The 24,031-nt window shown below is 72.4% G+C and carries 16 protein-coding genes; 10 read left to right on the top strand and 6 right to left on the bottom strand.

What is annotated here, in order from left to right:
- The first annotated feature begins 165 nt into the window (after window positions 1-165).
- Entirely contained in the window at window positions 166-2,823 is a 2,658-nt protein-coding gene (gene polA / locus IH09_RS05990) for a DNA polymerase I (protein ID WP_190233220.1), read from the top strand.
- 277 nt (window positions 2,824-3,100) lie between these two features.
- On the opposite strand, the gene IH09_RS05985 is transcribed toward polA, so the two are convergent.
- Window positions 3,101-4,102, bottom strand: coding sequence for a DUF4184 family protein (locus tag IH09_RS05985; RefSeq protein ID WP_052854752.1), 1,002 nt, complete (start codon window positions 4,100-4,102; stop codon window positions 3,101-3,103).
- Window positions 4,103-4,288: 186 nt separating this feature from the next.
- Here IH09_RS05985 and IH09_RS05980 point away from each other — a divergent pair, with 186 nt between their 5' ends.
- From IH09_RS05980 to IH09_RS05975, 3 genes are all read left to right on the top strand, one after another.
- Complete coding sequence (locus IH09_RS05980; protein ID WP_052854750.1) at window positions 4,289-6,094, top strand: lytic transglycosylase domain-containing protein; 1,806 nt, start codon at window positions 4,289-4,291, stop codon at window positions 6,092-6,094.
- 182 nt (window positions 6,095-6,276) lie between these two features.
- Window positions 6,277-6,411: an SPW_0924 family protein gene (locus tag IH09_RS36645; protein WP_107436935.1), complete on the top strand. Its 135-nt coding sequence runs from the start codon at window positions 6,277-6,279 to the stop codon at window positions 6,409-6,411.
- 18 nt (window positions 6,412-6,429) lie between these two features.
- Window positions 6,430-7,497, top strand: a complete 1,068-nt coding sequence (locus tag IH09_RS05975; RefSeq protein WP_094795439.1) for a DUF3068 domain-containing protein — start codon at window positions 6,430-6,432, stop codon at window positions 7,495-7,497.
- A gap of 196 nt (window positions 7,498-7,693) precedes the next feature.
- Here the strand turns inward: IH09_RS05975 and hrpB are convergent, their stop codons facing one another.
- Together hrpB and IH09_RS05965 are read right to left on the bottom strand one after the other, a co-directional pair.
- Entirely contained in the window at window positions 7,694-10,315 is a 2,622-nt protein-coding gene (hrpB, locus tag IH09_RS05970) for an ATP-dependent helicase HrpB (protein ID WP_052854748.1), read from the bottom strand.
- 90 nt (window positions 10,316-10,405) lie between these two features.
- The gene (locus tag IH09_RS05965) at window positions 10,406-11,233 is read right to left on the bottom strand and encodes a class I SAM-dependent methyltransferase (RefSeq protein ID WP_052854746.1); all 828 of its coding nucleotides are present in this window, start codon (window positions 11,231-11,233) and stop codon (window positions 10,406-10,408) included.
- Window positions 11,234-11,605: 372 nt separating this feature from the next.
- Here IH09_RS05965 and rpsA point away from each other — a divergent pair, with 372 nt between their 5' ends.
- Window positions 11,606-13,126 carry a 30S ribosomal protein S1 gene (rpsA, locus tag IH09_RS05960; RefSeq protein ID WP_052854745.1) on the top strand — a complete coding sequence of 507 codons (1,521 nt, stop codon included), beginning with the start codon at window positions 11,606-11,608 and terminating at the stop codon, window positions 13,124-13,126.
- A gap of 107 nt (window positions 13,127-13,233) precedes the next feature.
- Here rpsA and IH09_RS05955 read toward each other — a convergent pair whose 3' ends face one another.
- Window positions 13,234-14,235 (bottom strand): right-handed parallel beta-helix repeat-containing protein, encoded by a 1,002-nt coding sequence (locus IH09_RS05955; protein ID WP_052854743.1) that lies wholly within the window; start codon window positions 14,233-14,235, stop codon window positions 13,234-13,236.
- 432 nt (window positions 14,236-14,667) lie between these two features.
- Between IH09_RS05955 and IH09_RS05950 the strand changes: the two genes are divergently transcribed.
- The 4 genes from IH09_RS05950 (at window position 14,668) to IH09_RS05935 (ending at window position 17,574) form a co-directional block, all read left to right on the top strand.
- Window positions 14,668-15,615, top strand: a complete 948-nt coding sequence (locus IH09_RS05950; RefSeq protein ID WP_052854741.1) for a proteasome assembly chaperone family protein — start codon at window positions 14,668-14,670, stop codon at window positions 15,613-15,615.
- 280 nt (window positions 15,616-15,895) lie between these two features.
- A complete protein-coding gene (gene coaE / locus IH09_RS05945; protein WP_052854739.1) occupies window positions 15,896-16,486 on the top strand; it encodes a dephospho-CoA kinase in 591 nt (196 codons plus the stop codon).
- Window positions 16,487-16,692: 206 nt separating this feature from the next.
- Window positions 16,693-17,049: a cupin domain-containing protein gene (locus IH09_RS05940; protein ID WP_052854737.1), complete on the top strand. Its 357-nt coding sequence runs from the start codon at window positions 16,693-16,695 to the stop codon at window positions 17,047-17,049.
- A 144-nt stretch (window positions 17,050-17,193) separates the two neighbouring features.
- Window positions 17,194-17,574, top strand: coding sequence for a tetratricopeptide repeat protein (locus IH09_RS05935; protein ID WP_052854735.1), 381 nt, complete (start codon window positions 17,194-17,196; stop codon window positions 17,572-17,574).
- Between the two features lie 690 nt (window positions 17,575-18,264).
- Here IH09_RS05935 and IH09_RS05930 read toward each other — a convergent pair.
- Together IH09_RS05930 and IH09_RS05925 are read right to left on the bottom strand one after the other, a co-directional pair.
- Window positions 18,265-18,579, bottom strand: a complete 315-nt coding sequence (locus IH09_RS05930; protein ID WP_052854733.1) for a DUF6343 family protein — start codon at window positions 18,577-18,579, stop codon at window positions 18,265-18,267.
- A 226-nt stretch (window positions 18,580-18,805) separates the two neighbouring features.
- Window positions 18,806-20,596, bottom strand: coding sequence for a UvrD-helicase domain-containing protein (locus IH09_RS05925; protein ID WP_240151073.1), 1,791 nt, complete (start codon window positions 20,594-20,596; stop codon window positions 18,806-18,808).
- Between the two features lie 392 nt (window positions 20,597-20,988).
- Here IH09_RS05925 and IH09_RS05920 point away from each other — a divergent pair, with 392 nt between their 5' ends.
- Complete coding sequence (locus IH09_RS05920) at window positions 20,989-23,991, top strand: DEAD/DEAH box helicase (RefSeq protein WP_110952092.1); 3,003 nt, start codon at window positions 20,989-20,991, stop codon at window positions 23,989-23,991.
- The last annotated feature ends 40 nt before the right edge of the window (window positions 23,992-24,031 follow it).

Below are 24,031 nucleotides of genomic sequence, written 5' to 3'. Positions count from 1 at the left end.
CGGCGGGCGCGGGGCGGGGCGGGGCGCGGGCGGCCTGCGTGGCCGTCGCGGCGGGGATTGTCAGTGGGGCGTGGCAGGATCGGGGGCGTGGCAGCAAAGGCAGCGAAGAAGAGCGAAGCGACCGGCACCGAGGCGGCGGCGGGCGGTCGTCCCCGCCTGCTCCTGATGGACGGGCATTCCATGGCGTACCGGGCGTTCTTCGCCCTCCCGGTGGAGAATTTCACCACCGCCATGGGGCAGCCGACCAATGCGATCTACGGCTTCGCGTCGATGCTCGCGAACACTCTGCGCGATGAGGCGCCCACACATTTCGCGGTGGCGTTCGACGTCTCGCGCAAGACCTGGCGCTCCGAGGAGTTCCCGGAGTACAAGGCGAACCGCTCCAAGACGCCCGACGAGTTCAAGGGCCAGGTCGAGCTGATCGGCGAGCTGCTCGACGCGATGCACGTCAAGCGCTTCGCCGTCGAGGGGTACGAGGCGGACGACGTCATCGCCACGCTGGCCACCCAGGCGACGGCGGCGGGTTTCGAGGTCGCGATCGTCACGGGCGACCGCGACTCCTTCCAGCTCATCACCGACGATGTCACGGTCCTCTACCCCACCAAGGGTGTCTCGGAGCTGACGCGCTTCACCCCCGAGAAGGTCGAGGAGAAGTACGGCCTCACCCCGGCGCAGTATCCGGACTTCGCGGCGCTGCGCGGCGACCCGTCGGACAACCTCCCCGGCATCCCGGGCGTGGGGGAGAAGACCGCCACCAAGTGGATCCACCAGTTCGGTTCGTTCGCGGAGCTGGTGGCGCGGGCCGAGGAGGTCAAGGGCAAGGCGGGGCAGAATTTCCGTGACCACCTGGAGTCGGTCAAGCTCAACCGCCGGCTGACGGAGATGGTCCGCGACGTCGAGCTGCCCTGCGGCCCGCAGGAGCTGGCCCGCGAGGCGTACGACCGCCAGGCGCTCAAGGTCTTCCTGGACGCGCTGGAGATCCGCAACCAGGGCCTGCGGGACCGGCTGCACGCCGTGGACCCGGGCGCGGCGGAGACCGCCGACGAGGCCGCGCCGGCCGCCGGTGTCGAGGTGGACGGCACGGTCATCGGCGCGGGCGAGCTCGCCCCGTGGCTGGCCGAGCACGGCGCGGGTCCGCTGGGCGTGGCGACGGTCGACGTCTGGACGCTGGGCACCGGCAGCGTCGCCGAGGTGGCGCTGGCCGCGGCCGGCGGCCCGGCCGCCTGGTTCGACCCGGCCCAGCTCGACGAGGCGGATGAGCGGGCGTTCGCCGCCTGGAGCGCGGACGGTGCCCGGCCCAAGGTGATGCACAACGCCAAGGTCCTGATGCGGGTCTTCGGCGAGCACGGCTGGTCCGTCGACGGCGTCACGATGGACACCGCGCTGGCCGCCTATCTGGTCAAGCCCGGCCGCCGCTCCTTTGCGCTGGACGCCCTCTCCATCGAGTATCTGGGGCGCGATCTCGCCCCGGTGGCGGCCGACGGCCAGCTGGCCTTCGGCGCCGACGAGCAGGCCGAGGCGGACGCCCTGATGGGCCAGGCGCGGACGGTCCTGGACCTGGGCGCGGCGTTCGGGACCAAGCTGGCGGAGGTCGGCGCGGCCGAGCTGCTGCGCGAGGTGGAGCTGCCGACCAGCGTGCTGCTGGCCCGGATGGAGCGGGCCGGGATCGCCGCGGACCACGGCTGGCTGGAGCAGCTGGAGCAGCAGTTCGCGGGCGCCGTGCAGCAGGCCGTGCAGGAGGCGCACGCCGCCGCGGGGCACGAGTTCAACCTGGGTTCGCCCAAGCAGCTCCAGGAGGTCCTCTTCGGCGAGCTGGGCCTGCCCAAGACCAAGAAGACCAAGACGGGCTACACCACCGACGCCGACGCCCTCGCCTGGCTGGCCGCCCAGACCGAGAACGAACTCCCGGTGATCATGCTCAGGCACCGGGAGCAGGCCAAGCTGCGCACGACGGTCGAGGGCCTGATCAAGACCATCGCCGCCGACGGCCGGATCCACACCACCTTCAACCAGACGGTGGCCGCCACCGGCCGGCTCTCCTCGACCGACCCGAACCTCCAGAACATCCCGGTGCGGACGGACGAGGGCCGGGCGATCCGCCGCGGCTTCGTCGTCGGCGAGGGCTTCGAATCGCTGCTGACCGCCGACTACAGCCAGATCGAGCTGCGGGTGATGGCCCACCTCTCCGAGGACGAGGGCCTGCTGGCGGCGTTCACCTCCGGTGAGGACCTGCACACCACCGTCGCCTCCCATGTCTTCTCGGTCGGCAAGGACCAGGTCGATCCGGAGATGCGCCGCAAGATCAAGGCGATGTCCTACGGTCTGGCGTACGGTCTGTCGGCGTTCGGCCTCTCCCAGCAGCTGGGCATCCAGCCCGATGAGGCCCGCAAGCTGATGGACAACTTCTTCGAGCGGTTCGGCGGGGTGCGCGACTACCTCCAGCGCGTGGTGGAGGAGGCCCGCGCCACCGGCTACACGGAGACGATCCTCGGCCGCCGCCGCTACCTCCCGGACCTCAACAGCGACAACCGCCAGCGCCGCGAGATGGCCGAGCGGATGGCGCTGAACGCCCCGATCCAGGGCACCGCCGCCGATATCGTCAAGATCGCCATGCTGAAGGTCGACGCGGCGCTGCGCGAGGCGAAGCTGGCGTCCCGGATGCTGCTCCAGGTCCACGACGAAATCGTGGTCGAGGTGGCCCCCGGCGAGCGCGAGAAGGTCGAGGAACTGGTCCGCCGGGAAATGGCCGCCGCCGTCGAACTGAGCGCCCCGCTCGACGTCTCGGTCGGCTCCGGCACGGACTGGGAGTCGGCGGCGCACTGACCGCGGCCCGCCCCGGGGGCTCTGGCCCTGGCCCGGTCCGGTGCCCGGGGCGGGCCTCGGCCTCCTCCGGCGGGCCGGGGTTCCGGTGCGGGCCGCCTCCCGGCGCGGCAGGAGCCGGTCCCGACGCACCCGCACCGTGTGCCGCCCCGGCTCCGATGCGGCGGCCCCGCCAGCCGCTGAGCGGCCTGGTCCGTCAGGGCTCGGAAGCGCGTACCCGCCGACGGCGGTCGGGGCCCTCCGCATCCGCATCCGCCTCTTCGGCCGCGCCTCGCGGCTGTCACGTCCCGCCGCCGTCGTTGGCCGGCCGGGCCCGGCGCGTACGGCGGTGCCGGAGCCGTACGGCGACGGCGTAGAGCGGCAGGCCGAGGGCGAGGCCGGCACCGGCGCCGAAGAGGACGGACGGGACGTAGTCGAACCAGGTCGCCGCGTCCCCGTAGACGGCGTGCGCCCGCACCGTGCGGTGGACCGCGCCGACAAGTACGCACAGGACGACCGGGACGGCTGGCAGCAGCCGCCACCGAACGGTCAGCGCGGGGACGGCGGCGAGGGCCACCTCACCGGCCACCGCACCAGCACCACCCGCCGTCACATCGGCACCACCCGCCCCCGCAGCTGGTCCCGAAGCCCCGTCGGTTGACGTACCCGGGACCGCCCCCGCAGCGGGTCCCGATGCCCCACCGGCAGTCACCCCCGGCCCCGCGCCCCCGCCCCCGCCGCCGCCCTTCAGCGCGGACCGGAGGAACCAGCCGATCGCGCCCAGTGCGAGCGCAGACGTGCCGTACTGGAGGTACATCGTCAGCGGGCGGCCGCCCACGGTCCGGTCCAGGGCGGGGATCAGCCGGGTGCCCCAGAGGCCCGGGTGGGTGAAGGCGTCCCAGACGACATGGGTCGTGGAGCCGAGTACCGCCGAGAGGCAGAACCACCCGGCCGACGCGGCGAGTTGGCCCGGCCGGTGCGGGCGCCACGGGCGTCCGCGGACAAGCGCGTGGACCCGGCCTTGCCGAGCCCGGGGCAGCAGGGCCACCAGCGGTTCGCGCAGCAGCAGCCAGCCGCCGACCAGCGCGGCGGTGATCAGGACATCCACCGTCAGGACGCCCCGCAGGCTGTGGGTGAAGGCGCCGAACAGCATCGCGCCCGGAATCAGCGAGTCCGCGAAGTACGTCACATCCGGCGCGAAGGAGCCCGCGACGAGCGCGGAGGCGATCAGCGGGCCGCGCGCAGCCCCGGTCCGCCGGACGGCAGGCAGCACTGCCGCGGCATGGCTGAGCGTGAATGGCATGGATTGCTCCCGGTATGTCCTCTGAACAATGCGGATCGTTGTGCAGGCCGACCAGATCGTCGTGACGGCCGACAAGAATGCTGGCTGCCCGTCCTGAGGTGTCGTAGTCTCGCCTGAGTTGGAGCGCAGGGGAGCGCCGTGCCGCGTCATCCACGCGGCGGGGCAACGCGGAGGGGACGGACAGGTATGGCAGCCAGGTACGGACGGCGGCTCCGCAAAGGAGCGGCCTCGACGGCGGTGGCGGCAGCGGCACTCGCCGCGCTGACCGCCTCTCAGGCACCGGGCGTCGCGCAGAGCGTCGTCGCCAAGGAACAGCCCGCGCCCGCGCACCCGCCCGCGGACACCTCCGTCGACGGCGGCTCGGCGTACTACACCGATCTGCCGCCCCTCAACAGCCCGGTACCGCCCGGGGGTTCGGACGGTCCCGGCACCACCGCCGGCACCGGCATCGGAACCGGTGCCACCGAGGCCGGTATCCCCGCGACGGTGCTCGCCGCGTACAAGAAGGCCGAGGCGGCGATAGCCGAGTCCGATCCGGGATGCCGGCTGCCCTGGCAGCTGCTCGCCGCGATCGGCAAGGTGGAGTCCGGCCATGCGAACGGCGGCGCGGTCGACGTCGAGGGCACCACCCTCAAGCCGATCCTCGGCCCGCAGCTCAACGGCAACGGATTCGCGAGCATCCCCGACACCGACGGCGGCCGTTACGACGGCGATCCCCGGTACGACCACGCCGTGGGCCCGATGCAGTTCATCCCGTCCACCTGGTCCAAGGGCGGCCCCGACGGCAACGGCTGGGGCGCCGACGGCAACGGCGACGGCAAGAAAGACCCCAACAACGTCTTCGACGCGACGCTCGCCGCCGGCCACTACCTCTGCAACGGCGGCCGCGACCTGTCGGTACAGCGCGACCTGGAGCGCGCGATCCTCAGCTACAACTACTCCCAGGACTACCTCCACACGGTGCTGTCCTGGTACGCGTACTACCGCAAGGGCACCCACGAGGTGCCGGACGGCACGGGCGCCCTGCCGGTACACCACAGCGGCTCGGGTACCGGCAGCGGCGGCCCGGCCGGTGGCGCGCGTCCCGGCGCGGACGGCGCGGCGCGTCCCGGCGGCTCGGGCACGGGCGGCGCCAAGCCCGGCAAGACGACGCCGGACAAGCCGAAGGAGCCCGCCGGGCCCGGCGGTTCGCACGGCTCCGACGGCTCGCCCGGCGGCGGTGACAAGCCGACCCCGACGCCCACCCCCACCCCGCCCGCCAAGCCCGCGCCGCTCACCGCCCTCGAACGGGTCGGCGACAAGAGCCTGACCGCCACCGCGGGCACCGAGTTCGCCGCGCCGCCACGGGTGCGCGCCGAGGACGCCGCAGGCAAGCCCGTCGCGGGCGCCTCCGTCCGCTTCACGCTCGTGGGCTCCACGGACGCCCGCTTCCCCGGCGACGCGACCGCTGTCACCGTCACCACCGGCAAGGACGGCCTGGCCACCGCCCCGACGCTGCGCGCGGGTGACAAGGCCGGTGCCTTCACCGTCCGGGCGACCGCCGTCGGCCGCACCGTGCCCGCCGTCGACTTCGACGGGACCGTCAAGGCCAAGCCCGCGCCGAAGGCCGATGCGCTCGCGCGTACCTCCGACAAGGAGCTGACGACGACCGCGGGCGCGGCGTTCGCGGACGACGCGGTCGAGGTCAAGGCGACGTACCAGGGCAAGGCGGTGGCGGGCGTGCGGGTCACCGCGACCATGGTCACCGACGACCCGAAGAACCCGGTCGAGAACGGCGCAGGCCCCTACTTCAAGAACCCCGGGGCCACCGGCGCGGACAAGGACAAGCCGGTCCGCACCCTGACCACCCTCACCACGGACGCCAACGGTCTGCTGAAGCTCCCGAAGATCTACACCGATGCGCACACCGGGACGTTCCAGCTGAGGCTCACCACCGCCGACGGCGCCGTACTCACCGTCAAGCTGAACGTCCAGGCGCCGACGGGCGCGTAGCGGCCCGGCCCGGGGCCCCGCCCCACGGCCGCCCGCCCCGCCACATACCCCGCAGCCACCTCACGCACCGCCGTCCCGCCCGCATCCGGGGAGGGGCGGCGGTGCAACGTGTTCTCATCTGTGCCGCCCATTGCTACGGTGCCCCCGCCCTGACGCCGCATCAGCTCTCCGGGAGGCCGGCCATGCGCGCCCTCAAAGCAGCCGCGGTCGGACTGGCCGCCGCGCTCGCCCTCGTCTTCGCCGTCACGGCGATCGGCGGGCCCGCCGGCCGGACCTCGCCCGAACCGCTGCTGACCACCGTCCCCGCGCACCCCTGAGGGAGGGACACCGCCGCCATGCGCCGTACAGCCAGTCTGGTGCTCCTCGCCGTCGCCGTCTTCTGCACCGCCCTGTCCCCACTGCTGCGGTGGTACGCCTTCCCGCGGCTCGCCAAGATCCCGCCCGGCCAGTACCAGACCATGGTCCTGGAGGCATCGCCCGCCACCCTCGTCGACTACGGGACGATGAAGGCCAAGCAGGTGCCCAAGGTCACCATCGTGCAGACCCTCAAGGGCAATGTCGCCGAGTCCGCCCGGATCGCGCGGACCGCGGGCCGCGATGTCGTCGTCTGGGACACGCTGTCCTACGTCGCGGGGCCCGACGGCAAGATGGTCTCCGAGATCCCCGAGCGCTACATCTTCGACGCGCACTCCCAGGAACCCGTGCACGCCACCGGCGAGATGGTCGACGGCGACCCGGTCCGCCGCACCGGTATCGAGTACAAGTGGCCCTTCCTCACCGAGAAGCGCGACTACACCTACTTCGACGCCCAGACCCGTACCTCCGCCCCCATCCACTACAAGGGGACCCGCACCTTCCACGGGCTGGAGGTCTACTACTTCGAGCAGACCATCCCCTGGACCAAGGTCCCGCTCCCCAAGAAGATGCCCGTCCAGGGCATCACCCCGGAGTCCGTCGAGAAGCTGGGTACCACCCGCTGGTACACGACCAAGCGGATGTTCTGGGTGGACCCGGTCACCGGTGCGCCCGTCAACGGCCAGGAGATCCACCAGGAAGAGCTGCGCGGCGGCCAACTGCTGCCCGGCGGCGGTAAGGTCACCGCCTTCGCCGGCCATGTGAAGATGCGCGCCGACTACGTCGACGCCACCGTGGCCCTCGTGAAATCCCAGCGGACCCTGGTCCTGCTGCTCACCCGCTACCTCCCCTGGGGCTGTCTCGCCCTCGGCGCCGTGCTGCTCGCCTTCAGCCTGCACTTGGAAGCCCGCGGCCGCCGCCCCGGCCCCGGCACCGCCGGCGGAGACCGGCCCGAAACCGGAGCCGGTCCCGGCCCTGACCCCGGTCCTGACCTGGGCGGCCCCGTACCGCCGCCGTCCGCGCCCCGCACTGTCAGTGGCGGCCCGTAGGGTTGTCCGCATGACGCAGACGAACCGCCCGCCGCCCGCTGAAGTGGCACACCAGACACCGGAGTTGACCCGCCGTGCCCGAGGTGCCGGAGCCGCCGCGGCCGCACCGCCCCGGCGAGGCGGCGGCCCCTGGAGCCGCGCCACGGAAACGGTCTACGGATCCCGCCCGCACCCAGCCCGCGCGCCCGCCGCGCCCTCAGCCCCGCTTGAGCCGCGCCGTCGTGTGCCGGGTCGGCTCGGCCGTCGAAGGGTCCTCCGGCCAGGGGTGCTTGGGATAGCGACCGCGCAACTCCGCCCGCACGGAGCGGTACCCGCCCTGCCAGAACGAGGCGAGATCGGCCGTGACGGCGGCCGGACGCCCGGCGGGGGAGAGCAGATGCACGAGGACGGGCACCCGTCCGCCGGCCACCCGCGGTGACTCCTGGCGGCCGAACAGCTCTTGCAGCTTGACGGCCAGTACCGGCTGCTCACCGCCGTAGTCCACCCGTACCCGCGACCCGCTCGGCACCTCGATGCGCTCCGGCGCCAGCTCGTCGAACCGGGCCGCGTCGCCGGTCGCCCACGGCAGCAGCCGGGCCAGCGCCTGCCCCGCGTCGACCCGCGCCAGATCGGCACGCCGCCGTACCCGCCCCAGCTCCACCCCCAGCCACTCCTCGACGCGCGCCAGCAGCGCCGCGTCCGACACGTCGGGCCACGGCGCACCCAGCTCCCGGTGCAGGAACGCCATCCGCTGCCGCAGTGAGACCGCCCCCGGCGACCACCGCAGCAGCCCCGGCCCCTCCTGCCGCAGCCCCGACACCACCGCGTCCCGCAGCAGCCCGGGATCGGGCGAGGTCAGCGGCCGGGCGGTCAGCTCGATCGCCCCCAGCCGGGTCACCTTCCTGGCCACCACGTCCCCGTCCGACCAGCGGACCTCCTCGCCCGAGGAGTACAGCGCCCGCGCCGCGGCGCGGGCCGTCGCCTCGTCGATCACCGCCGCGAGCCGCACCCGTGCCGAGGCCGCCGCCACCGGCCGGTCCGCCACCGCCACCGCCAGCCACGCCGCATCACGCAGCCGCGACCCGTCCCCGGCCCGCGCCCCGGGGCCGGGCCCCGCCCCGGCCAGCTCGGCCCCGGTCCCCGACGCCATCAGATAGCTCCCCACACCCCGCATCCGGGCCACCCGCTCCGGAAACGCCAACGCGGCCACCAGCCCGGCAACGGCATCGTCCCCCGGCCCTGTCTCTGACCCTGTCTCCGACCCTGTCCCCTCACCCGTCCGCGGGCCCCCGGCGGCCTCCGTACCCCCGCCGGCACCGGAACTCCCGCCGGCCGCCGATACCAACCGCCGCGTCTCCTGCCGCCACCTGGCGGCGTACGCGTCACCGCCCCGGCGCGCCGTCCGCCACGCACCGGCCAGATCGTCGCCGTACGTCCGCGGCGGCTCCTCGCTCAGCAGGGCCACCACCTCCGCGGCCCGCCGCAGACCGACCTCCCCGGCGCCGTCCAGCAGCGCTCGGGCGAGCCGCGGCGGGAGCCCGAGCCGCCCCATCCGCACCCCCCGGTCCGTCGCCCGGCCGTCCGCGTCCACCGCGCCGATCGCCGTCAGCACCTCCCGGGCCGCGGCCAGCGCACCGGCCGGCGGGGCGTCCAGCAGGGCCAGGCCGGCCGCCGACGGATCGCCCCAGCAGGCCGCCTGCAACGCGAACGCCGTGAGGTCCGCGACCTTGATCTCCGGGTCGGGAAAGCGCGGCAGCCGCCCGTCCTCACCCTCCGACCAGCAGCGGTAGACCACGCCCGGCGCCTCGCGGCCGGCCCGCCCGGCGCGCTGCCGGGCCGCCGCCTGCGAGGCCCGTACGGTCGTCAGCGCACTGAGCCCGCGCGCGTGATCCGTCCGCGGCACCCGCGCCAGCCCGCTGTCCACCACCACCCGCACACCGGGCACGGTCAGGCTCGACTCCGCCACCGAGGTGGCCAGCACCACCCGCCGGACGCCGTCCCCGCCCGCCAGCACCGCGTCCTGCACCTCGGCCGGCGCCCGCCCGTGCACCTGCCACACCTCGGCGTCCACCCCGGCCAGCTGCCCCGCGACCCGCCCGATCTCCCCGACCCCGGGGAGGAAGCACAGCACATCCCCCGACTGCTCCCGCAGCGCCCGCCGGACCACCGCCGCGACATGCGTCAGCAGCGCCGGATCGACCCGCATCCCGTGCGCCGGCCGCACCGGCCGCTCCGGCGGCGCCCACACCACCGCCACCGGATGCGACACCCCCGCCGCCTCGACCACCGCGGCCGCGCCCCCGGGACCGCCCAGCAGCCGCGCCCACCCCTGCGCGTCCGTCGTCGCCGACGCCGCCACCAGCCGCAGCTCCGGCCGCAGCGTTTCGCGCACGTCCAGCAGGAAGGCCGCGGAGGTATCGGCGTCGAGATGCCGCTCATGGCACTCGTCGAGCACCACGACATCGACACCGGCCAGCTCCGGATCACGTTGCAGCCGCTGCAACAGCACCCCGGTGGTCACCACCTCCACGGCGGTACGGGGCCCGGCCCGGCGCTCGCCGCGCACCGTGAACCCGACCCGCTCGCCCACTTTCTCGCCCAGCAGCCAGGCCATCCGCCGGGCCGCGGCGCGCGCGGCGATCCGCCGGGGCTCGGCGACCAGCACCCGCCGCGCCGGCCCCGCACCGGTCAGGCCCGCGAGATCCAGCGGCACCAGGGTCGTCTTACCGGTGCCCGGCGGCGCGCAGAGCACCGCCGTACCGGCCCCGTCGAGGGCCTCGCGCAGCGCGGGCAGAGCGGTACGGACGGGCAACTGCGCAAGAGCGTCACGGCGGATCACCGCTCCAGTCTGCCGCCCCGGTGCCCCGCGGCCCCCGGCCGGGCCCCGGGCCCGTCCTCCGGAGCCGGGGTCATCCGCCTCCGGACGCCCTCACTCCGCCACGCAGACGAAGATCGCCGTCCCCGGGATCAGATGTCCGCGCAGTGGGGACCAGCCGCCCCATTCCTGCGCGTTCCATTCCGGCCACTCCGGTTCGACGAGATCCACCAGCCGGAACCCGCCGGCCACCACGTCCCGCACCCGGTCGCCCAGCGTCCGGTGGTGCTCGACGTACACCGCCCGGCCCGTCCCGTCCTGCTCGACGTACGGCGTGCGGTCGAAGTAGGAGGCGGCCACCGACAGCCCCTCGGGGCCGGGCTCGTCGGGGAAGGCCCAGCGGATGGGGTGCGTGACGGAGAAGACGAACCGGCCCCCGGGCCGCAGCACCCTGCGCACCTCGCGCAGCACCCGTACCGGATCGGCCACGAACGGCAGCGCGCCGTACGCGGAGCAGGCGAGATCGAAGGAGCCGTCGCGGAACGGCAGCGCCCCGGCGTCCGCCTCCACCAGATCGGTGCCTCCGGCCGCCTCCGTCGCCGCCCCGTCGGCGATCCGCAGCGCGTGCTGCAACTGCCGGTGCGAGAGGTCGAGCGCCACCGGCCGGGCGCCCTGCGCCGCCAGCCAGCGGGAACACTGCGCCGCGCCGGCCCCGATCTCCAGGATCCGCCGCCCCTTCAGCTCGGCGGCCGGCCCGAGCAGCGCGGCGTCCGCCTCGTCGAGCCCCTCGGGGCCCCAGACGAAGCGGTCGTCCCCGAGGAACGCGCCGTGCTCGCTCTGGTACTCGTCCGCGTTCCTGTCCCACCAGCCGCGACTGGCCCGGCTGCTCTCGGTGTCCGAGGCGCCACGTCGCGTCGCCTCCGGCTCTTGGTCTTGGTTCATCGCGCCCGTCGTCGTAGTCTTCGCTGAGCTTGTAGCAGCAGGGGACTGTGAGGCCGTACGACCTCGCGGAAACATTGCGTTCGCCAGATATAGGGCCTTCTGCCCTGGGTGTGCGCCTTCGCGCATTGACCGTGTCCGGCTGCCCCCGTATGCTACAAGTTGCGCTGCGGGCCTGCGCGCCTCAGACGGAGCAGGTCGCGCTCGCATCTGTATGTATGTCCCCTCGGTTTTCGAGGCGCTCCAGTCGCTCCAGTTCGTAAGGGGCTTCCGGAAAGTGCGCCTCTGACGCTGTCCGGCTTATGCAGAGGCGATACCGGCTCTCGGCGTAGCAGTACCTACGACTTCAATGTCCGTACCGGAGCCCTTTCCCACATGACGAGCAGCACCGAGACCACCGCCACCACCCCGCAGGTTGCGGTCAACGACATCGGTAACGAGGAAGCTTTCCTCGCCGCGATCGACGAGACGATCAAGTACTTCAACGACGGCGACATCGTCGACGGCGTCATCGTGAAGGTCGACCGGGACGAGGTCCTGCTCGACATCGGTTACAAGACCGAAGGCGTCATCCCCAGCCGCGAGCTGTCGATCAAGCACGACGTCGACCCCAACGAGGTCGTCGCCGTCGGTGACGAGATCGAGGCCCTGGTTCTCCAGAAGGAGGACAAGGAAGGCCGCCTCATCCTGTCCAAGAAGCGCGCTCAGTACGAGCGTGCCTGGGGCACGATCGAAAAGATCAAGGAAGAGGACGGGATCGTCACCGGTACGGTCATCGAGGTCGTCAAGGGTGGTCTCATCCTCGACATCGGCCTCCGTGGCTTCCTCCCGGCCTCCCTGGTCGAGATGCGCCGCGTGCGCGACCTCCAGCCCTACGTGGGCAAGGAGCTCGAGGCCAAGATCATCGAGCTGGACAAGAACCGCAACAACGTGGTCCTGTCCCGCCGTGCCTGGCTGGAGCAGACCCAGAGCGAGGTCCGTCAGACCTTCCTCACCACCCTCCAGAAGGGTCAGGTGCGCTCCGGCGTCGTCTCCTCCATCGTCAACTTCGGTGCCTTCGTGGACCTGGGTGGCGTGGACGGTCTGGTGCACGTCTCCGAGCTGTCCTGGAAGCACATCGACCACCCCTCCGAGGTCGTCGAGGTCGGCCAGGAGGTCACGGTCGAGGTCCTGGACGTCGACATGGACCGCGAGCGCGTCTCCCTGTCGCTCAAGGCGACGCAGGAAGACCCGTGGCAGCAGTTCGCCCGGACCCACCAGATCGGTCAGGTCGTCCCGGGTAAGGTCACCAAGCTCGTTCCCTTCGGTGCGTTCGTGCGCGTCGACGAGGGCATTGAGGGCCTGGTCCACATCTCCGAGCTGGCCGAGCGCCACGTGGAGATCCCGGAGCAGGTCGTCCAGGTCAACGACGAGATCTTCGTCAAGGTCATCGACATCGACCTCGAGCGCCGTCGCATCAGCCTCTCGCTGAAGCAGGCCAACGAGTCCTTCGGTGCCGACCCGTCCGCGGTCGAGTTCGACCCGACCCTGTACGGCATGGCCGCGTCCTACGACGACCAGGGCAACTACATCTACCCCGAGGGCTTCGACCCCGAGACCAACGACTGGCTCGAGGGCTACGAGACCCAGCGCGAGGCGTGGGAGAACCAGTACGCCGAGGCGCAGCAGCGCTTCGAGCAGCACCAGGCCCAGGTCATCAAGTCCCGCGAGGCCGACGAGCAGGCGGCGGCCGAGGGTGCTGCGGCGCCGGCGGCCGGCGGCGGCAGCGGCAACGCCGGTGGCGGCAACGTCTCCGGTGGCTCGTACTCCTCGGAGTCGGCGGACAACTCCGGCGCCCTGGCGTCGGACGAGGCCCTGGCCGCGCTCCGCGAGAAGCTGGCCGGCGGCCAGAGCTGATCGCTCACCGCTAGGCAGTAGCCGATAGGCGAAGGCCCGTTCCCTCAGGGGAGCGGGCCTTCGTCGTGTCCGGGGGCTCTGGCGGGGTCCGCGACCGGCCGGGCCGGTCAGCCCACCGGGACGCCCGGGTTGGCGATGCCGCGGCCGCCGGTGACGGTGTTGTCGAGGGCGATGGTGACCGGGCAGTCGGCCGCGTCGTAGTTGGTGATGTTGAAGGCGTAGCGGCCGGCGCCCGTCGCCCCGCTCAGGTCGGACTTGTTGCCGCGGAAGACCGTGCCGCAGCCCCAGCCCGGCTGCTGGGTGTGGGTCTCGTAGCCGTTGTTGGTGGTGTGGCGGCCGGTGTTGTTCTCGACGAGGACGTCGTTGCCCTTCACGTCGACCCAGGAGTCGTCGAAGTGGACGCCGGTCAGGCCGCTGCCGTCGAAGGTGTTGCCGATGATCTTCGTGCCGGTCGTGCCTTCCTTGACGTCGACGTTCTCGGCGCCGACGCCGGGGCCGATCGTGTTGTCGAGGATCTGCACGTTGTCGCTCTTGTCGTCGGTGCCGCCCGCACTGCCGACGTAGACCCCCTCACCCATCCCGCGGCCGTCCTTGCCGGTGTCGCGGATCGTGGAGTTCTTGATGATCCCGTTCTTGCTGGACTTGCGGAAGTGCACGCCCTCCATGTCGAGGTCGTGGATGCTGACGGAGTCGATGACGACGCCGTTCGCGCCGTCCGTCACTATCCCCTTCTGGCCACCGGTGACGCTGATCCCTTTGACGGTCCAGTACGAGGCGCCGTCCAGATGCAGTCCGTAGCCGCCGCTCGCGGAGAGCACGGCCTTCGACGAGCCGGTGAGGGTGATCCGGGACGCGGCGGCGCCGGCGACGGAGGTTTTGAAGTTGCCCCGGTACGTCCCGTCGGCGAGCTGGATGGTGTCGCCGGGGCGGGCGGCGTTGAGCGCGGCCTTGAGCTGGGCCGCGGTCGATACGCCGATGGCGCGGGCGGGGGAGTGCGAACGGGCGCCGGCGGAGGCGGGGTTGCCGACGGCCGCCGTTGTGACGGTCAGGACGGTGGCGACCGCCAGCAACGCGGCGGCCGAGAGGTGCAGGAGAGGTCCGGTGCGCATGCAACTGCCTTTCCATATCTGAACGTTGGGCGTGAGTGTGAATCGCGAGGGTGCCCGTGAAGCTAGAGGCGGGGCTGAAGAGGCGTCAAGGTTTCGCGGCGGATGTGCGCGCATGCCGGACACGATCAATCCGGTCGTCAACTCTGCTTTGCGGGACGGTAGTTCAGAGGTGTGAATTTTGGCGCCACGGTCGCCGACGGCGGGGCGGAACGTGGAGGTGGCGTGGCGCACTCCGGCATCGGACCGTGCGGGCAGGTGGCATCGTCCGTGGAGTGAACGTGGCGCGATCTCGTCGGTGCGGAAGCCGGATCGCCGGAGCGGCCGGTGCCGGTGGTGTGGCCGGTATCGGGCTGGGGGAGAGCGCGAAGGGGCCGGGAATGCGGGGCCGGTGTGGGACGTTCTTCCCCACGGATACGAGGAGGAGCGGTCACTGTGTTGGATCCCCAAGGGTTGTACGAATGGGAGCCGAGCGGGCTCGCGGCGGTTGAGGCGATCGCCGCCAGGGACTCCGCCGGTCTGGTGCTGCTGTATCACTTCGACGGCTATATCGACGCCGGCGAGGCGGGCGACCAGATCGTGGAGCGGCTGCTCGACGGGCTGACGCACCGAGTGGTCGCACGCTTCGACCACGACCGACTGGTCGACTACCGCGCCCGCCGTCCGCTGCTCACCTTCCAGAGCCACCGCTGGACCGCGTACGAGACCCCGAGCATCCAGTTGCGACTGGTCGAGGACACGACCGGCGCACCGTTCCTGCTGCTGTCCGGCCCCGAGCCGGATGTGGAGTGGGAGCGCTTCGCCGCGGCGGTGCGGCAGATCGTGGAGCGGCTCGGGGTACGGCTGTCGGTCAATTTCCACGGCATCCCGATGGGCGTGCCGCACACCCGCCCCGTTGGGATCACGCCGCACGGCAACCGCACGGACCTGATGCCGGGGCACGGCAGTTTTTTCGACGAGGCCCAGGTGCCCGGCAGCGCCGAGGCGCTGATCGAGTTCCGGCTCGCCGAGGCGGGGCACGACGTTCTGGGTGTGGCGGCGCACGTACCGCACTACGTCGCCCGCTCCGCGTATCCGGACGCCGCGCTCACGGCCCTGGAGGCGGTGACGGCCGCGACCGGTCTGGTACTGCCCACCGCGGCGCACTCGCTGCGCACGGAGGCGCTGCGGACCCAGGAGGAGATCGAACGGCAGATCTCCGAGGGGGACGAGGAACTGGTCGCGCTGGTCAGCGGGCTGGAGCATCAGTACGACGCGGTGGCCGGGGCCGAGACGCGCGGGAATCTGGTGGCCGAGCCGATGGAGCTGCCTTCGGCGGACGAGATCGGCAGGGAGTTCGAGCGCTTTCTCGCGGAGCGGGAGGGTGACGGAGGCGGGGCATGAACCCGGGCTGAGGCCGGCCTCGGTCTGCTGCCGACCCCGGCCTGAGCGTGACCCGGGTCCGAGGGGGCTGGAATCCGGGGCGGGGGAGCTGGGCGATGTGCTGCGCGGTGGGTGGCCGGTTGAGCGGTGGGCCGGCCTGCCCGTTGGGCCGGTCCGGCTGGTGTGGCGCGCGCCGTTCGGCCGGTGCGGTGCGCGCAGTGTGCGCACCGCGATGTGTGCGGCGTGGTGCGGTGTGTGCGGTGCCGGGGCCGCCGTTCCGTGGACCGTATAGCGTGGGCGCATGGTGAAGGTGGGGCTGACGGGCGGAATCGGTGCGGGTAAGAGCGAGGTCTCGCGGTTGCTGGCGTCCTATGGCGCGGTGATCGTGGACGCCGACAGAATCGCCCGCGAGGTTGTCGAGCCGGGGACGCCCGGACTGGCGGCGGTGGTCGAGGAGTTCGGGGCGGGTGTCCTCGCGCCCGACGGTACTCTCGACCGGCCGAAACTGGGCGGCATCGTCTTCGCCGACCCGGAGAGGCTGAAGGCGCTGAACGCGATCGTGCACCCGCTGGTGGGCGCCCGCTCGGCCGAACTCGAGGCGTCGGCGGGGCCGGACGCGGTGGTGGTGCACGATGTGCCGCTGCTGGCGGAGAACGGCCTGGCACCGCTGTACGACCTGGTGATCGTCATCGACGCCGCCCCGCAGACCCAGTTGGACCGGCTGGTGCGGCAGCGCGGTATGACGGAGGACGAGGCGAAGTCCCGGATGGCGGCGCAGGCGACCCGCGAGCAGCGTCTGGCGATCGCGGATCTCGTCATCGACAACGACGGACCGCTGGCGGAACTGGAACCGCAGGTCCGCGAGGTCTGGGAGCGCTTGCGGAGCCGGTGAGGCGGATGGGGCGGGGCTGATGGGCGGCGGGGCGGCGGGGCATACGGGCGGACGTGGCGGGAGCGCCTGCGGGTGGCGTTGGGGTGGGCGGTAGCCTCGCCGCCATGACTGCTACCGATCTTGACTCCGCGACCGTTGTTTCGGGCCCCGGCTCTGGCGCTGGCCCTGGCGCTGAAGCCGGCTCCGATGTCCCCGAGGTCTCCGCTGTGCCCGCCGCTTCGTTCGTCGTCAGTGTCCCCGGGTTCGCGGATGCCGATCTGGAGCCGGAGCCGCTGGACCCCGGTCAGATCGTCTCCGGGGAGCCGGTGGTGACCGGCAAGGTGCTGTGGGAGTCGCCGGACGGGCGGCAGATCCGGGGGGTCTGGCAGATCACGCCCGGCGTGGTGACGGACACCGAGGCCAATGAACTCTTCGTGGTCGTCAGCGGGCGCGCCACGATCGAGGTGGAGGACGGTCCGGTGCTCCAGGTGGGACCGGGCGACGCCTGCATACTGCGCGAAGGCGACCGCACGCGGTGGACCGTGCACGAGACGTTGCGCAAGGCGTACCACATCAGCCTGTAGGGGCGGGTCCATGGGGAAGGGGCGGAGCGGGGAGCGGGTGGGGCACGGGGAATTCGGTGGCTGACGGGATTGTTGTCGGGGCACGTAACGCCGTGCGGTGGGTGGCTGACGGGCTGCCCGGACGGCCCCGGAGAGGAGACGGCCGTGCCCGATCGCAGCCCCGAGACGCATGTCATCGACTTCCGCGCCGCGGAGCACCTGTTGGAGGCCCGCGATCCGCGCGGTGCGATCCGGCTGCTGGACTCTGTCATCTCCGCGCACCCCGAGAACACCGCGGCCCGACTGCTGCGTGCCCGCGCCTTCTTCCTCGCCGCTCAACTGCGTCCCGCCGAACTCGAGTTCCAGATCGTGCTGGAACGCGAGCCGGACAATGCCTTCGCCCACTTCGCGCTGGGCCGCACCCTGGAGCGCGCCAACCGGCCCGCGGAGGCGCTGCGTCACTTCCGCCTCGCGGCGGCCCTGGAACCGCGCCCGCAGTTCATCGAGGCGGCCCGCTTCGCGAGCGGTACGAATGACGACGGATGACGGTGACGGCGGCTCCGGTGCGGGCCGCCGCCGGGGTGGGGGCCAGCGGGCCGGGGCCGGACAGCAGCTCGCCGCGGACCTGCGGATCCGGGTGGCGTCCCGGCCCGGACGGACGATTCCGGTCCGGGGCATCGCTCCGGTCGGTGATGCAGGCCCACATGTTCACGTCCAGCATGTTCACTTCCAGGATCTCGGTGGGTGGCCGGACTCCGCGGCGTACGCCCGGAGTCCGCGGCGTACGCGCTGATTTGCCGACTTGGAGAAGGATCGCTCGGCCGGGCTCGGCCATCGTGGGTTCGCTGGGTGGGGACTCCGCTGGGGTGTGAAGACAGTTCGCCGGGTGGGAGGGCGATCGGCGCGACCCGCTGACGGGGACGTGAGGGTGGACGCGCGGGTGGGCGGAGAATCGGTGCTGCATCGTCGGGACTCTGCGGGTGGCGTACTTGCGGCGGGTCAGATGGGCCTGGCGGCCTTCGGATACCTCCTTGCCGGTCGTGGTTGGGAAACGGCGGAACGTGATCTGGCGGCGTCGGAGGTGGGGTGAATCGACGGCCTTGCCGGTCGTCGTACACGGTCGGCTGCCCGGGGCGAGGCCCGTCCGCCGGTCCGTCCGGCCGGCTGGTCCTGATGGAAGCCGTTCCGCGATGTGGGTACGGCACCCCGTGGCAGTTCCGGATTGACGGCGGCGCTTTACGGTCCGGCCTTGCGTCTGCGGCCGGCGGTATCCCGTCTGCCGAAGGTGTCATTCCGGCCGTGATCGGGCTCGTAGGGGGGTATGTCCTTGCCCGGCTGGTAGTGCGGTCCCTGTCGGATGTGCCGGATCACCAGTGACAGATCGACCGCCGCCACCGCCGCCACGGCGGCACACGCCGCCGCCCATTCCGGCCTGCCGGCCATGACGAAGGCAACTGTTCCGGCGATGGTCCACAGGAGTCCCCACAGCGCCAGCCCACAGCGCATTTTCAGTGGGCTGCGTGCCTGAAGGGGTTCGTTTCCCGTACGCATCGGCACCCATCTCCCACCTACAGGATCCTCCCGCCGGGCAAGCCCGTCACCTGCCCCGTGGTGGCGATTCGGGAAGCGCGTCAGGGGGTGGTGCGACGGCCGTTCCGCAGGTCTGGACGCGGGGCGTGGTGCTGCTACTGCCGTCCGTGTGGGGGTTGGTCCGGAGTTCTGTGCGCAGCGTCGTCGCCCCATGACGTCCTGTACGTGCCGGATGTCTGCTACCGCATCAGTGCTCCTCACTGTCCTTCCCTGCCCTTCGCGTTCCGTCTGCCGCATCACTGGCTGTCGCACCACCGCCTGCCGTCCCACGGGCCACGACGCCATGGCCGTGCTTCGGGCGAGGGTGGCCTCGTTGGCGTGGGGGTGGGACCCACGGCTCCCCGTCTTTCCGGGCGATATCGCGCTCCGTGCCGTCACCTCCGCGAACTCGTTCATTCGGTCCATGGGGGTCACGGGGCCCACACGGTCCATGTGATTCATGGAGTCCACGCGGTCCATCGGGTCTGTCGTATCGGTCCTCGGTTCCCGCTTCGCGGGGTCGTGGATCGCCCGCCGGATGACCGTTGAGCCAGGAGAGCCCGCCGATGTCGAGTTGTGAGCGGGCGCGGGTCACCGCGACGTAGGCCAGGCGCGCCTCGTCGATGTCGATCGGCCCGGGGAGCGGTGCGCCGTCCTCGCCGCGCTCGTCGAGGTCGCCAGGGGGCGTGAAATCGTCCGCGATACGCACGCTCGCCCACTCCCTGCCCTTGGCCCGATGTGCTGTGGACACCGTCACCTCGGCCGATTCCTCCGGCTGGAGCCGCTCCAAGGCGTGTAACAGGGCTGCGGTGCCGTGTTCGTCGACGAGCCCCACCAACGGCAGCAGATCCCGGCCCGCCGGGTCGTGCGCCGCGTATTCCCGCAGTTCCGCCCAGGACTCGAAGAGCATCAGCTCGGGATGGGACGTGCGGCGCCCCGCCTCCAGGTCGTGAGCGGCCCGCACCAGCGCGCTCAGCGCTTCGCCGCCACCGGCGAGCGCGACCCGGCGGTGTGCCTCCAGTTGCCTTATCACCTCCACCATCGCCCCGACGTTCGACCGGCACAGGATCGCCGCCGGATCGCGGACCGGGCCCAGCTCCGTATCCAGCCACGGGGATCCGGTGAGCCGGATCGGCGCGTCCACGATCGTCAGCCAGCGGTTGGCCTCCGCGGCCAGTGCAGGCCCGAAGCGGAACGAGCGGGAGAGCGTGAGCTGTCTGCCGTCGAATCCGGTCATCACATCGCGTGCGCCGCGCCAGCCGTAGACGGCCTGAGCGGAGTCCCCGACCAGCACCAGCTGTGCGTGGTCCCGCTGCGCCAGCAGGATCTGTTCGACCACGGGATTGGTGTCCTGTGCCTCGTCCAGGAGCAGGAAGTCCACCGGGATGACGGGCTCTCGCAGTGCCCACATCTTGAGGTAGTGGTCGTGCTCGAAGCGGACGACGCCGTGGTCGGGGCGCTGCAGGTCGCGCCATGCCTTGCGCGCGTAGGGCAGGACGATGCCGGTGAGCTGATGGTGCAGCGGCGCCGATTCCGCTCCGCGCAAGGGCGGTACATGGTGGCGCGTGATCTTCTCGTCGGCCGATTGGCAGAACCGGGTGACCGTGCGCAGAACCGTGTGGGAGAGGGCCTTGTGGTCGACCGTGCGCGCCCCGATGCGTACGGACAGGCCGACGTCGATGCCCAGTGCCGCGCCCGTTCTCCACCCCGCCTGCCGAGGGGCGTTCATCCGTGCCTGATAGGCCCTGCCCACCGCGGTGTACGCGAGGGCATGAGCGGTTCCGCAGGCCACGCTGGCGGGGAACTCCCGGGCGGCGTCGCGCGCGACGGCTCTGTTGAAGGCGATGTACCGGCCGAGTCGGCTCTCGCGCCGTGCTTCGCGCGCCAGCATCGTGAGGGTTGTCGTCTTGCCGGTGCCGGCACCGGCCTGGATCACGAGGTGGGTGCCGGCCCGAAACGCGTCGGCCGCGGCGGTCTGCTCGGGAGTGGGGGCATGCATGGGAACTCCTCGCCGACATGTAGCGATCACCGAGAGTGATTACGTCACTCACCGTAGCGGATTTTGGTGGGAGAGTGAGATGTGCTGTGCGGCCTGTGGATAACTCCGCGCGGTGGCCTCGGCGGGGCCCGAGTGAGACGTCGGCGACCGGCGTGGGAGGCGCGGCCGAGACGCATTGTCAGTGCCGTCTGCTTCCATCGACATCACGTTCCATCGACATCACGCACGGCGCGGCGGGACCGACGCCGGTGAGCAGCAGACGCGGGGGAGGGGCAGTGCGTACGACCGTAGACTCGCAGGTCGGGGCCGCGAGGGTGAGCCGGGCACGGCAGGCCCGGCCGTGGCCGCGACCGGCATCGGGCGAACAGGCACGAGGGGACGGCAGGGACGGTATGGCGAGGCGGTGGGAAGCGGCGGCAGAGACCGGTGGGCCGTCGGATGCCGCTCTGACGGCCGGTTCCGGGGCGAGCGGGGACACCGGCGGCCTCGCTGCCGCCGTGGCCCGGTGTGCCGTGGTCTTTCTGCCCGCCCGGCCACCGCGCGCCGGACACCTCGCCCTCTGGCGGCCCGATGGCGGCCCGCTCCCGGACATAGGGGCCGGGGAAGGGGCGGCGCAGGGCGCGGACGGAGTGGCCGGGCCGGCACAGCTGACGGTCGCCCGCCGCCACGGAAACGGCGCGCGCAGCCGCACCGTCCCCGCCGTACTGCTCCCGGTCGTCGACGCCGTTCCGCTGCTGGTCCGCGCCCGCCACGATCCGGCCGCCCACCCGGCCGCCGCCTGCTGGGGCGCGGCCACCCTGCACGCCCTCCACCTCGCCGCGCGCGGAAAAATGCTGCCGGGGCTGACCGCCGAGGACACCGACGCCTGGCGGGCCGGCCCGCTGGACCCCGACGACATCGCGCATCTGCGGGCCATCGCCGCCGCCATGCCCGCCGAGGCGTACGCCGTGCCGCTCCCCGGCAGCCGGCCGCTCCAGCTGCCCGACCCCGCAGCTCTGGTACGGCTCTTCGTGGACGCCGTCGCCGACACCCTGCCGCGCACCCCCGCCGCCGCCCTCGTGGCCGGCGCCCCGTTCGCCGCGAGTGCGCCGCAGCAGCTCCCGGGTGCCCGGGAATGGGCCGCGGAGGTCGCGGCCGGTGCCGACGCCGGAGTGCGGCTCTCCCTGCGCCTGGACCTGGCTCCGCACCGCCTCTTCGACACCGGGCGGCAGGACGCCGAGACCGACGCGGGCGGCGGTGCGGAAGGTGCCGGTGGCCCGGACGCCGCCGCTGTCGGCGGGCGCGACGGTGGCGGTGCCGAAGAGCGCGGGGCGGCGGCCGTCGTCCTCCAGGTCCACAGCCTCACCGACCCGACCCTGGTCGCCGACGCCCGCGACCTGTGGGAGGGCGACGGCCCCGACCACTTCGGCCCTCGCTCCCGCGTCGACACCCTCCTGGCACTGCGGCGCGCGGCCCGCGTCTGGCCTCCGCTCACCCGCTTCCTGGAGCGGCCGGTCCCCGACGTACTGCCACTCGGCGAGGACGAGCTGTACGAACTGCTGGGCGAGGCCACGCCGCGACTGGGCGCCGCCGGAGTGACCGTCCACTGGCCCAAAGAGCTGGCCCGCGGGCTGACCGCCGCGGCCGTGCTGCGCCCGGCTCCGGGCTCGGCCGCGGACGGCTTCGGCTTCTTCGACACCGATGAACTGCTGCAATTCCGCTGGCGGCTGGCGCTGGACGGCGCGCCGCTCAGCGAGGCGGAAATGGACACCCTCGCCGAGGCCCACCGCCCGATTGTCCGGCTGCGCGACCAATGGGTCCTGGTCGACGCCGCGCTCGTACGCAAGGCCCGCAAACGGGAACTGGGCTACCTGGACCCGGTCGACGCGCTCGCCGCGACGCTCCGCGGCACGACGGACGTGGACGGCGAAGAGGTCGAGGTGGTGCCCCTGGGCGCGCTCGCCGCGCTGCGCAGCCGCCTCACCGCCGACGCGCACCCCCTGCCCCAGCCACCCGGGCTGCGGGCGACCCTGCGCGACTACCAACTGCGCGGTATGGCCTGGCTCGACACCATGACCTCGACCGGCCTCGGCGGCTGCCTCGCCGACGACATGGGCCTCGGCAAGACCATCACCGTCATCGCCCTCCACCTCCACCGGCGGCCCACCGCACCCGTCCTCGTCGTCTGCCCCGCCTCCCTCCTCGGCAACTGGCAGCGCGAGATCGAGCGCTTCGCCCCCGGCACGCCCGTACGTCGCTTCCACGGCACCGGCCGCAGCCTCGACGGGCTGACCGGCGGTTTCGTCCTCACCACCTACGGGACGATGCGCAGCAGCGCTGCCCAACTGGCCGCCCACTCCTGGGGATGGGTCGTCGCCGACGAGGCCCAGCACGTCAAGAACCCGCGCTCCTCCACGGCCAAGGCGCTGCGTGGCATCAAGGCTCCGGCCCGGATCGCCCTCACCGGCACCCCCGTCGAGAACAACCTCTCCGAGCTGTGGGCCCTCCTCGACTGGACCACCCCTGGGCTGCTCGGCCCCCTCAAGACGTTCCGCGCGCTGCACGCCCGTGAGGTCGAAGGCGGCGAGGACCCGGAGGCGGCGCGGCGGCTGGCCCGGCTGGTGCGCCCGTTCATCCTGCGCCGCAAGAAGTCCGATCCCGGAATCGCGCCCGAACTCCCGCCCAAGACCGAGACGGACCACCCGGTGGCGCTGGGCCGCGAACAGGCCGCGCTCTACCAGGCCGTCGTCCGCGAGGCGCTCTCCCGGATCGAGGCCGCCGAGGGCATCGCGCGCCGCGGCCTGGTGATGAAGCTGCTCACCGCGCTCAAACAGATCTGCAACCACCCCGCGCAGTACCTCAAGGAGGCCGCGCCCGGTCTGGCCGCCCGTTCGGGAAAGCTCGAACTCCTCGACGAACTCCTCGGCACCATCCTCGCCGAGGGCGGCGCGACATTGGTCTTCACCCAGTACGTCGGCATGGCGCGGCTGCTCGAACGGCACCTCGACACCCATGGCATCGCGCACCAGTTCCTGCACGGCGGTACCCCCGTCGCCCAGCGGGAACAGATGGTCGATCGCTTCCAGTCCGGTCACACCCCCGTCTTCCTGCTGTCCCTGAAAGCGGCCGGTACGGGCCTCAACCTCACCCGCGCGGGACACGTGATCCACTACGACCGCTGGTGGAACCCGGCGGTGGAGGAGCAGGCCACCGACCGCGCCTACCGCATCGGCCAGACCCAGCCCGTCCAGGTCCACCGCCTGATCGCCGAGGGCACTGTCGAGGACAACATCGCCCAACTCCTCACCGCCAAAAGGGCCCTCGCCGATGCGGTGCTCTCCGGTGGCGAGGCCGCGCTCACCGAACTGTCCGACGCCGAGCTGGCCGACCTCGTCTCCCTGAGGAGGCCCGGGTGAACCCCCGTTCCGCAGTCGGCGGTTCCGGCTCCCACGGCTC

This window comes from Streptomyces celluloflavus, assembly GCA_000720995.1.
Taxonomy (GTDB): Bacteria; Actinomycetota; Actinomycetes; order Streptomycetales; family Streptomycetaceae; genus Streptomyces; species Streptomyces celluloflavus.
The sequence above is the reverse complement of the archived record's forward strand: the minus strand, read 5'-3'. Positions and strand labels throughout refer to the sequence as shown.

Excerpts from the sequence above, each read along its gene's own strand:
- IH09_RS05920 (WP_110952092.1), top strand. The coding sequence starts at position 20,989 with ATGGCGAGGCGGTGGGAAGCGGCGGCAGAGACCGGTGGGCCGTCGGAT.
- rpsA (WP_052854745.1), top strand. The coding sequence starts at position 11,606 with ATGACGAGCAGCACCGAGACCACCGCCACCACCCCGCAGGTTGCGGTC.
- IH09_RS05925 (WP_240151073.1), bottom strand. The coding sequence starts at position 20,596 with ATGCATGCCCCCACTCCCGAGCAGACCGCCGCGGCCGACGCGTTTCGG.
- IH09_RS36645 (WP_107436935.1), top strand. The coding sequence starts at position 6,277 with ATGCGCGCCCTCAAAGCAGCCGCGGTCGGACTGGCCGCCGCGCTCGCC.
- IH09_RS05930 (WP_052854733.1), bottom strand. The coding sequence starts at position 18,579 with ATGCGTACGGGAAACGAACCCCTTCAGGCACGCAGCCCACTGAAAATG.
- IH09_RS05955 (WP_052854743.1), bottom strand. The coding sequence starts at position 14,235 with ATGCGCACCGGACCTCTCCTGCACCTCTCGGCCGCCGCGTTGCTGGCG.
- IH09_RS05975 (WP_094795439.1), top strand. The coding sequence starts at position 6,430 with ATGCGCCGTACAGCCAGTCTGGTGCTCCTCGCCGTCGCCGTCTTCTGC.
- IH09_RS05985 (WP_052854752.1), bottom strand. The coding sequence starts at position 4,102 with ATGCCATTCACGCTCAGCCATGCCGCGGCAGTGCTGCCTGCCGTCCGG.
- polA (WP_190233220.1), top strand. The coding sequence starts at position 166 with ATGGACGGGCATTCCATGGCGTACCGGGCGTTCTTCGCCCTCCCGGTG.
- IH09_RS05965 (WP_052854746.1), bottom strand. The coding sequence starts at position 11,233 with ATGAACCAAGACCAAGAGCCGGAGGCGACGCGACGTGGCGCCTCGGAC.
- IH09_RS05980 (WP_052854750.1), top strand. The coding sequence starts at position 4,289 with ATGGCAGCCAGGTACGGACGGCGGCTCCGCAAAGGAGCGGCCTCGACG.
- coaE (WP_052854739.1), top strand. The coding sequence starts at position 15,896 with ATGGTGAAGGTGGGGCTGACGGGCGGAATCGGTGCGGGTAAGAGCGAG.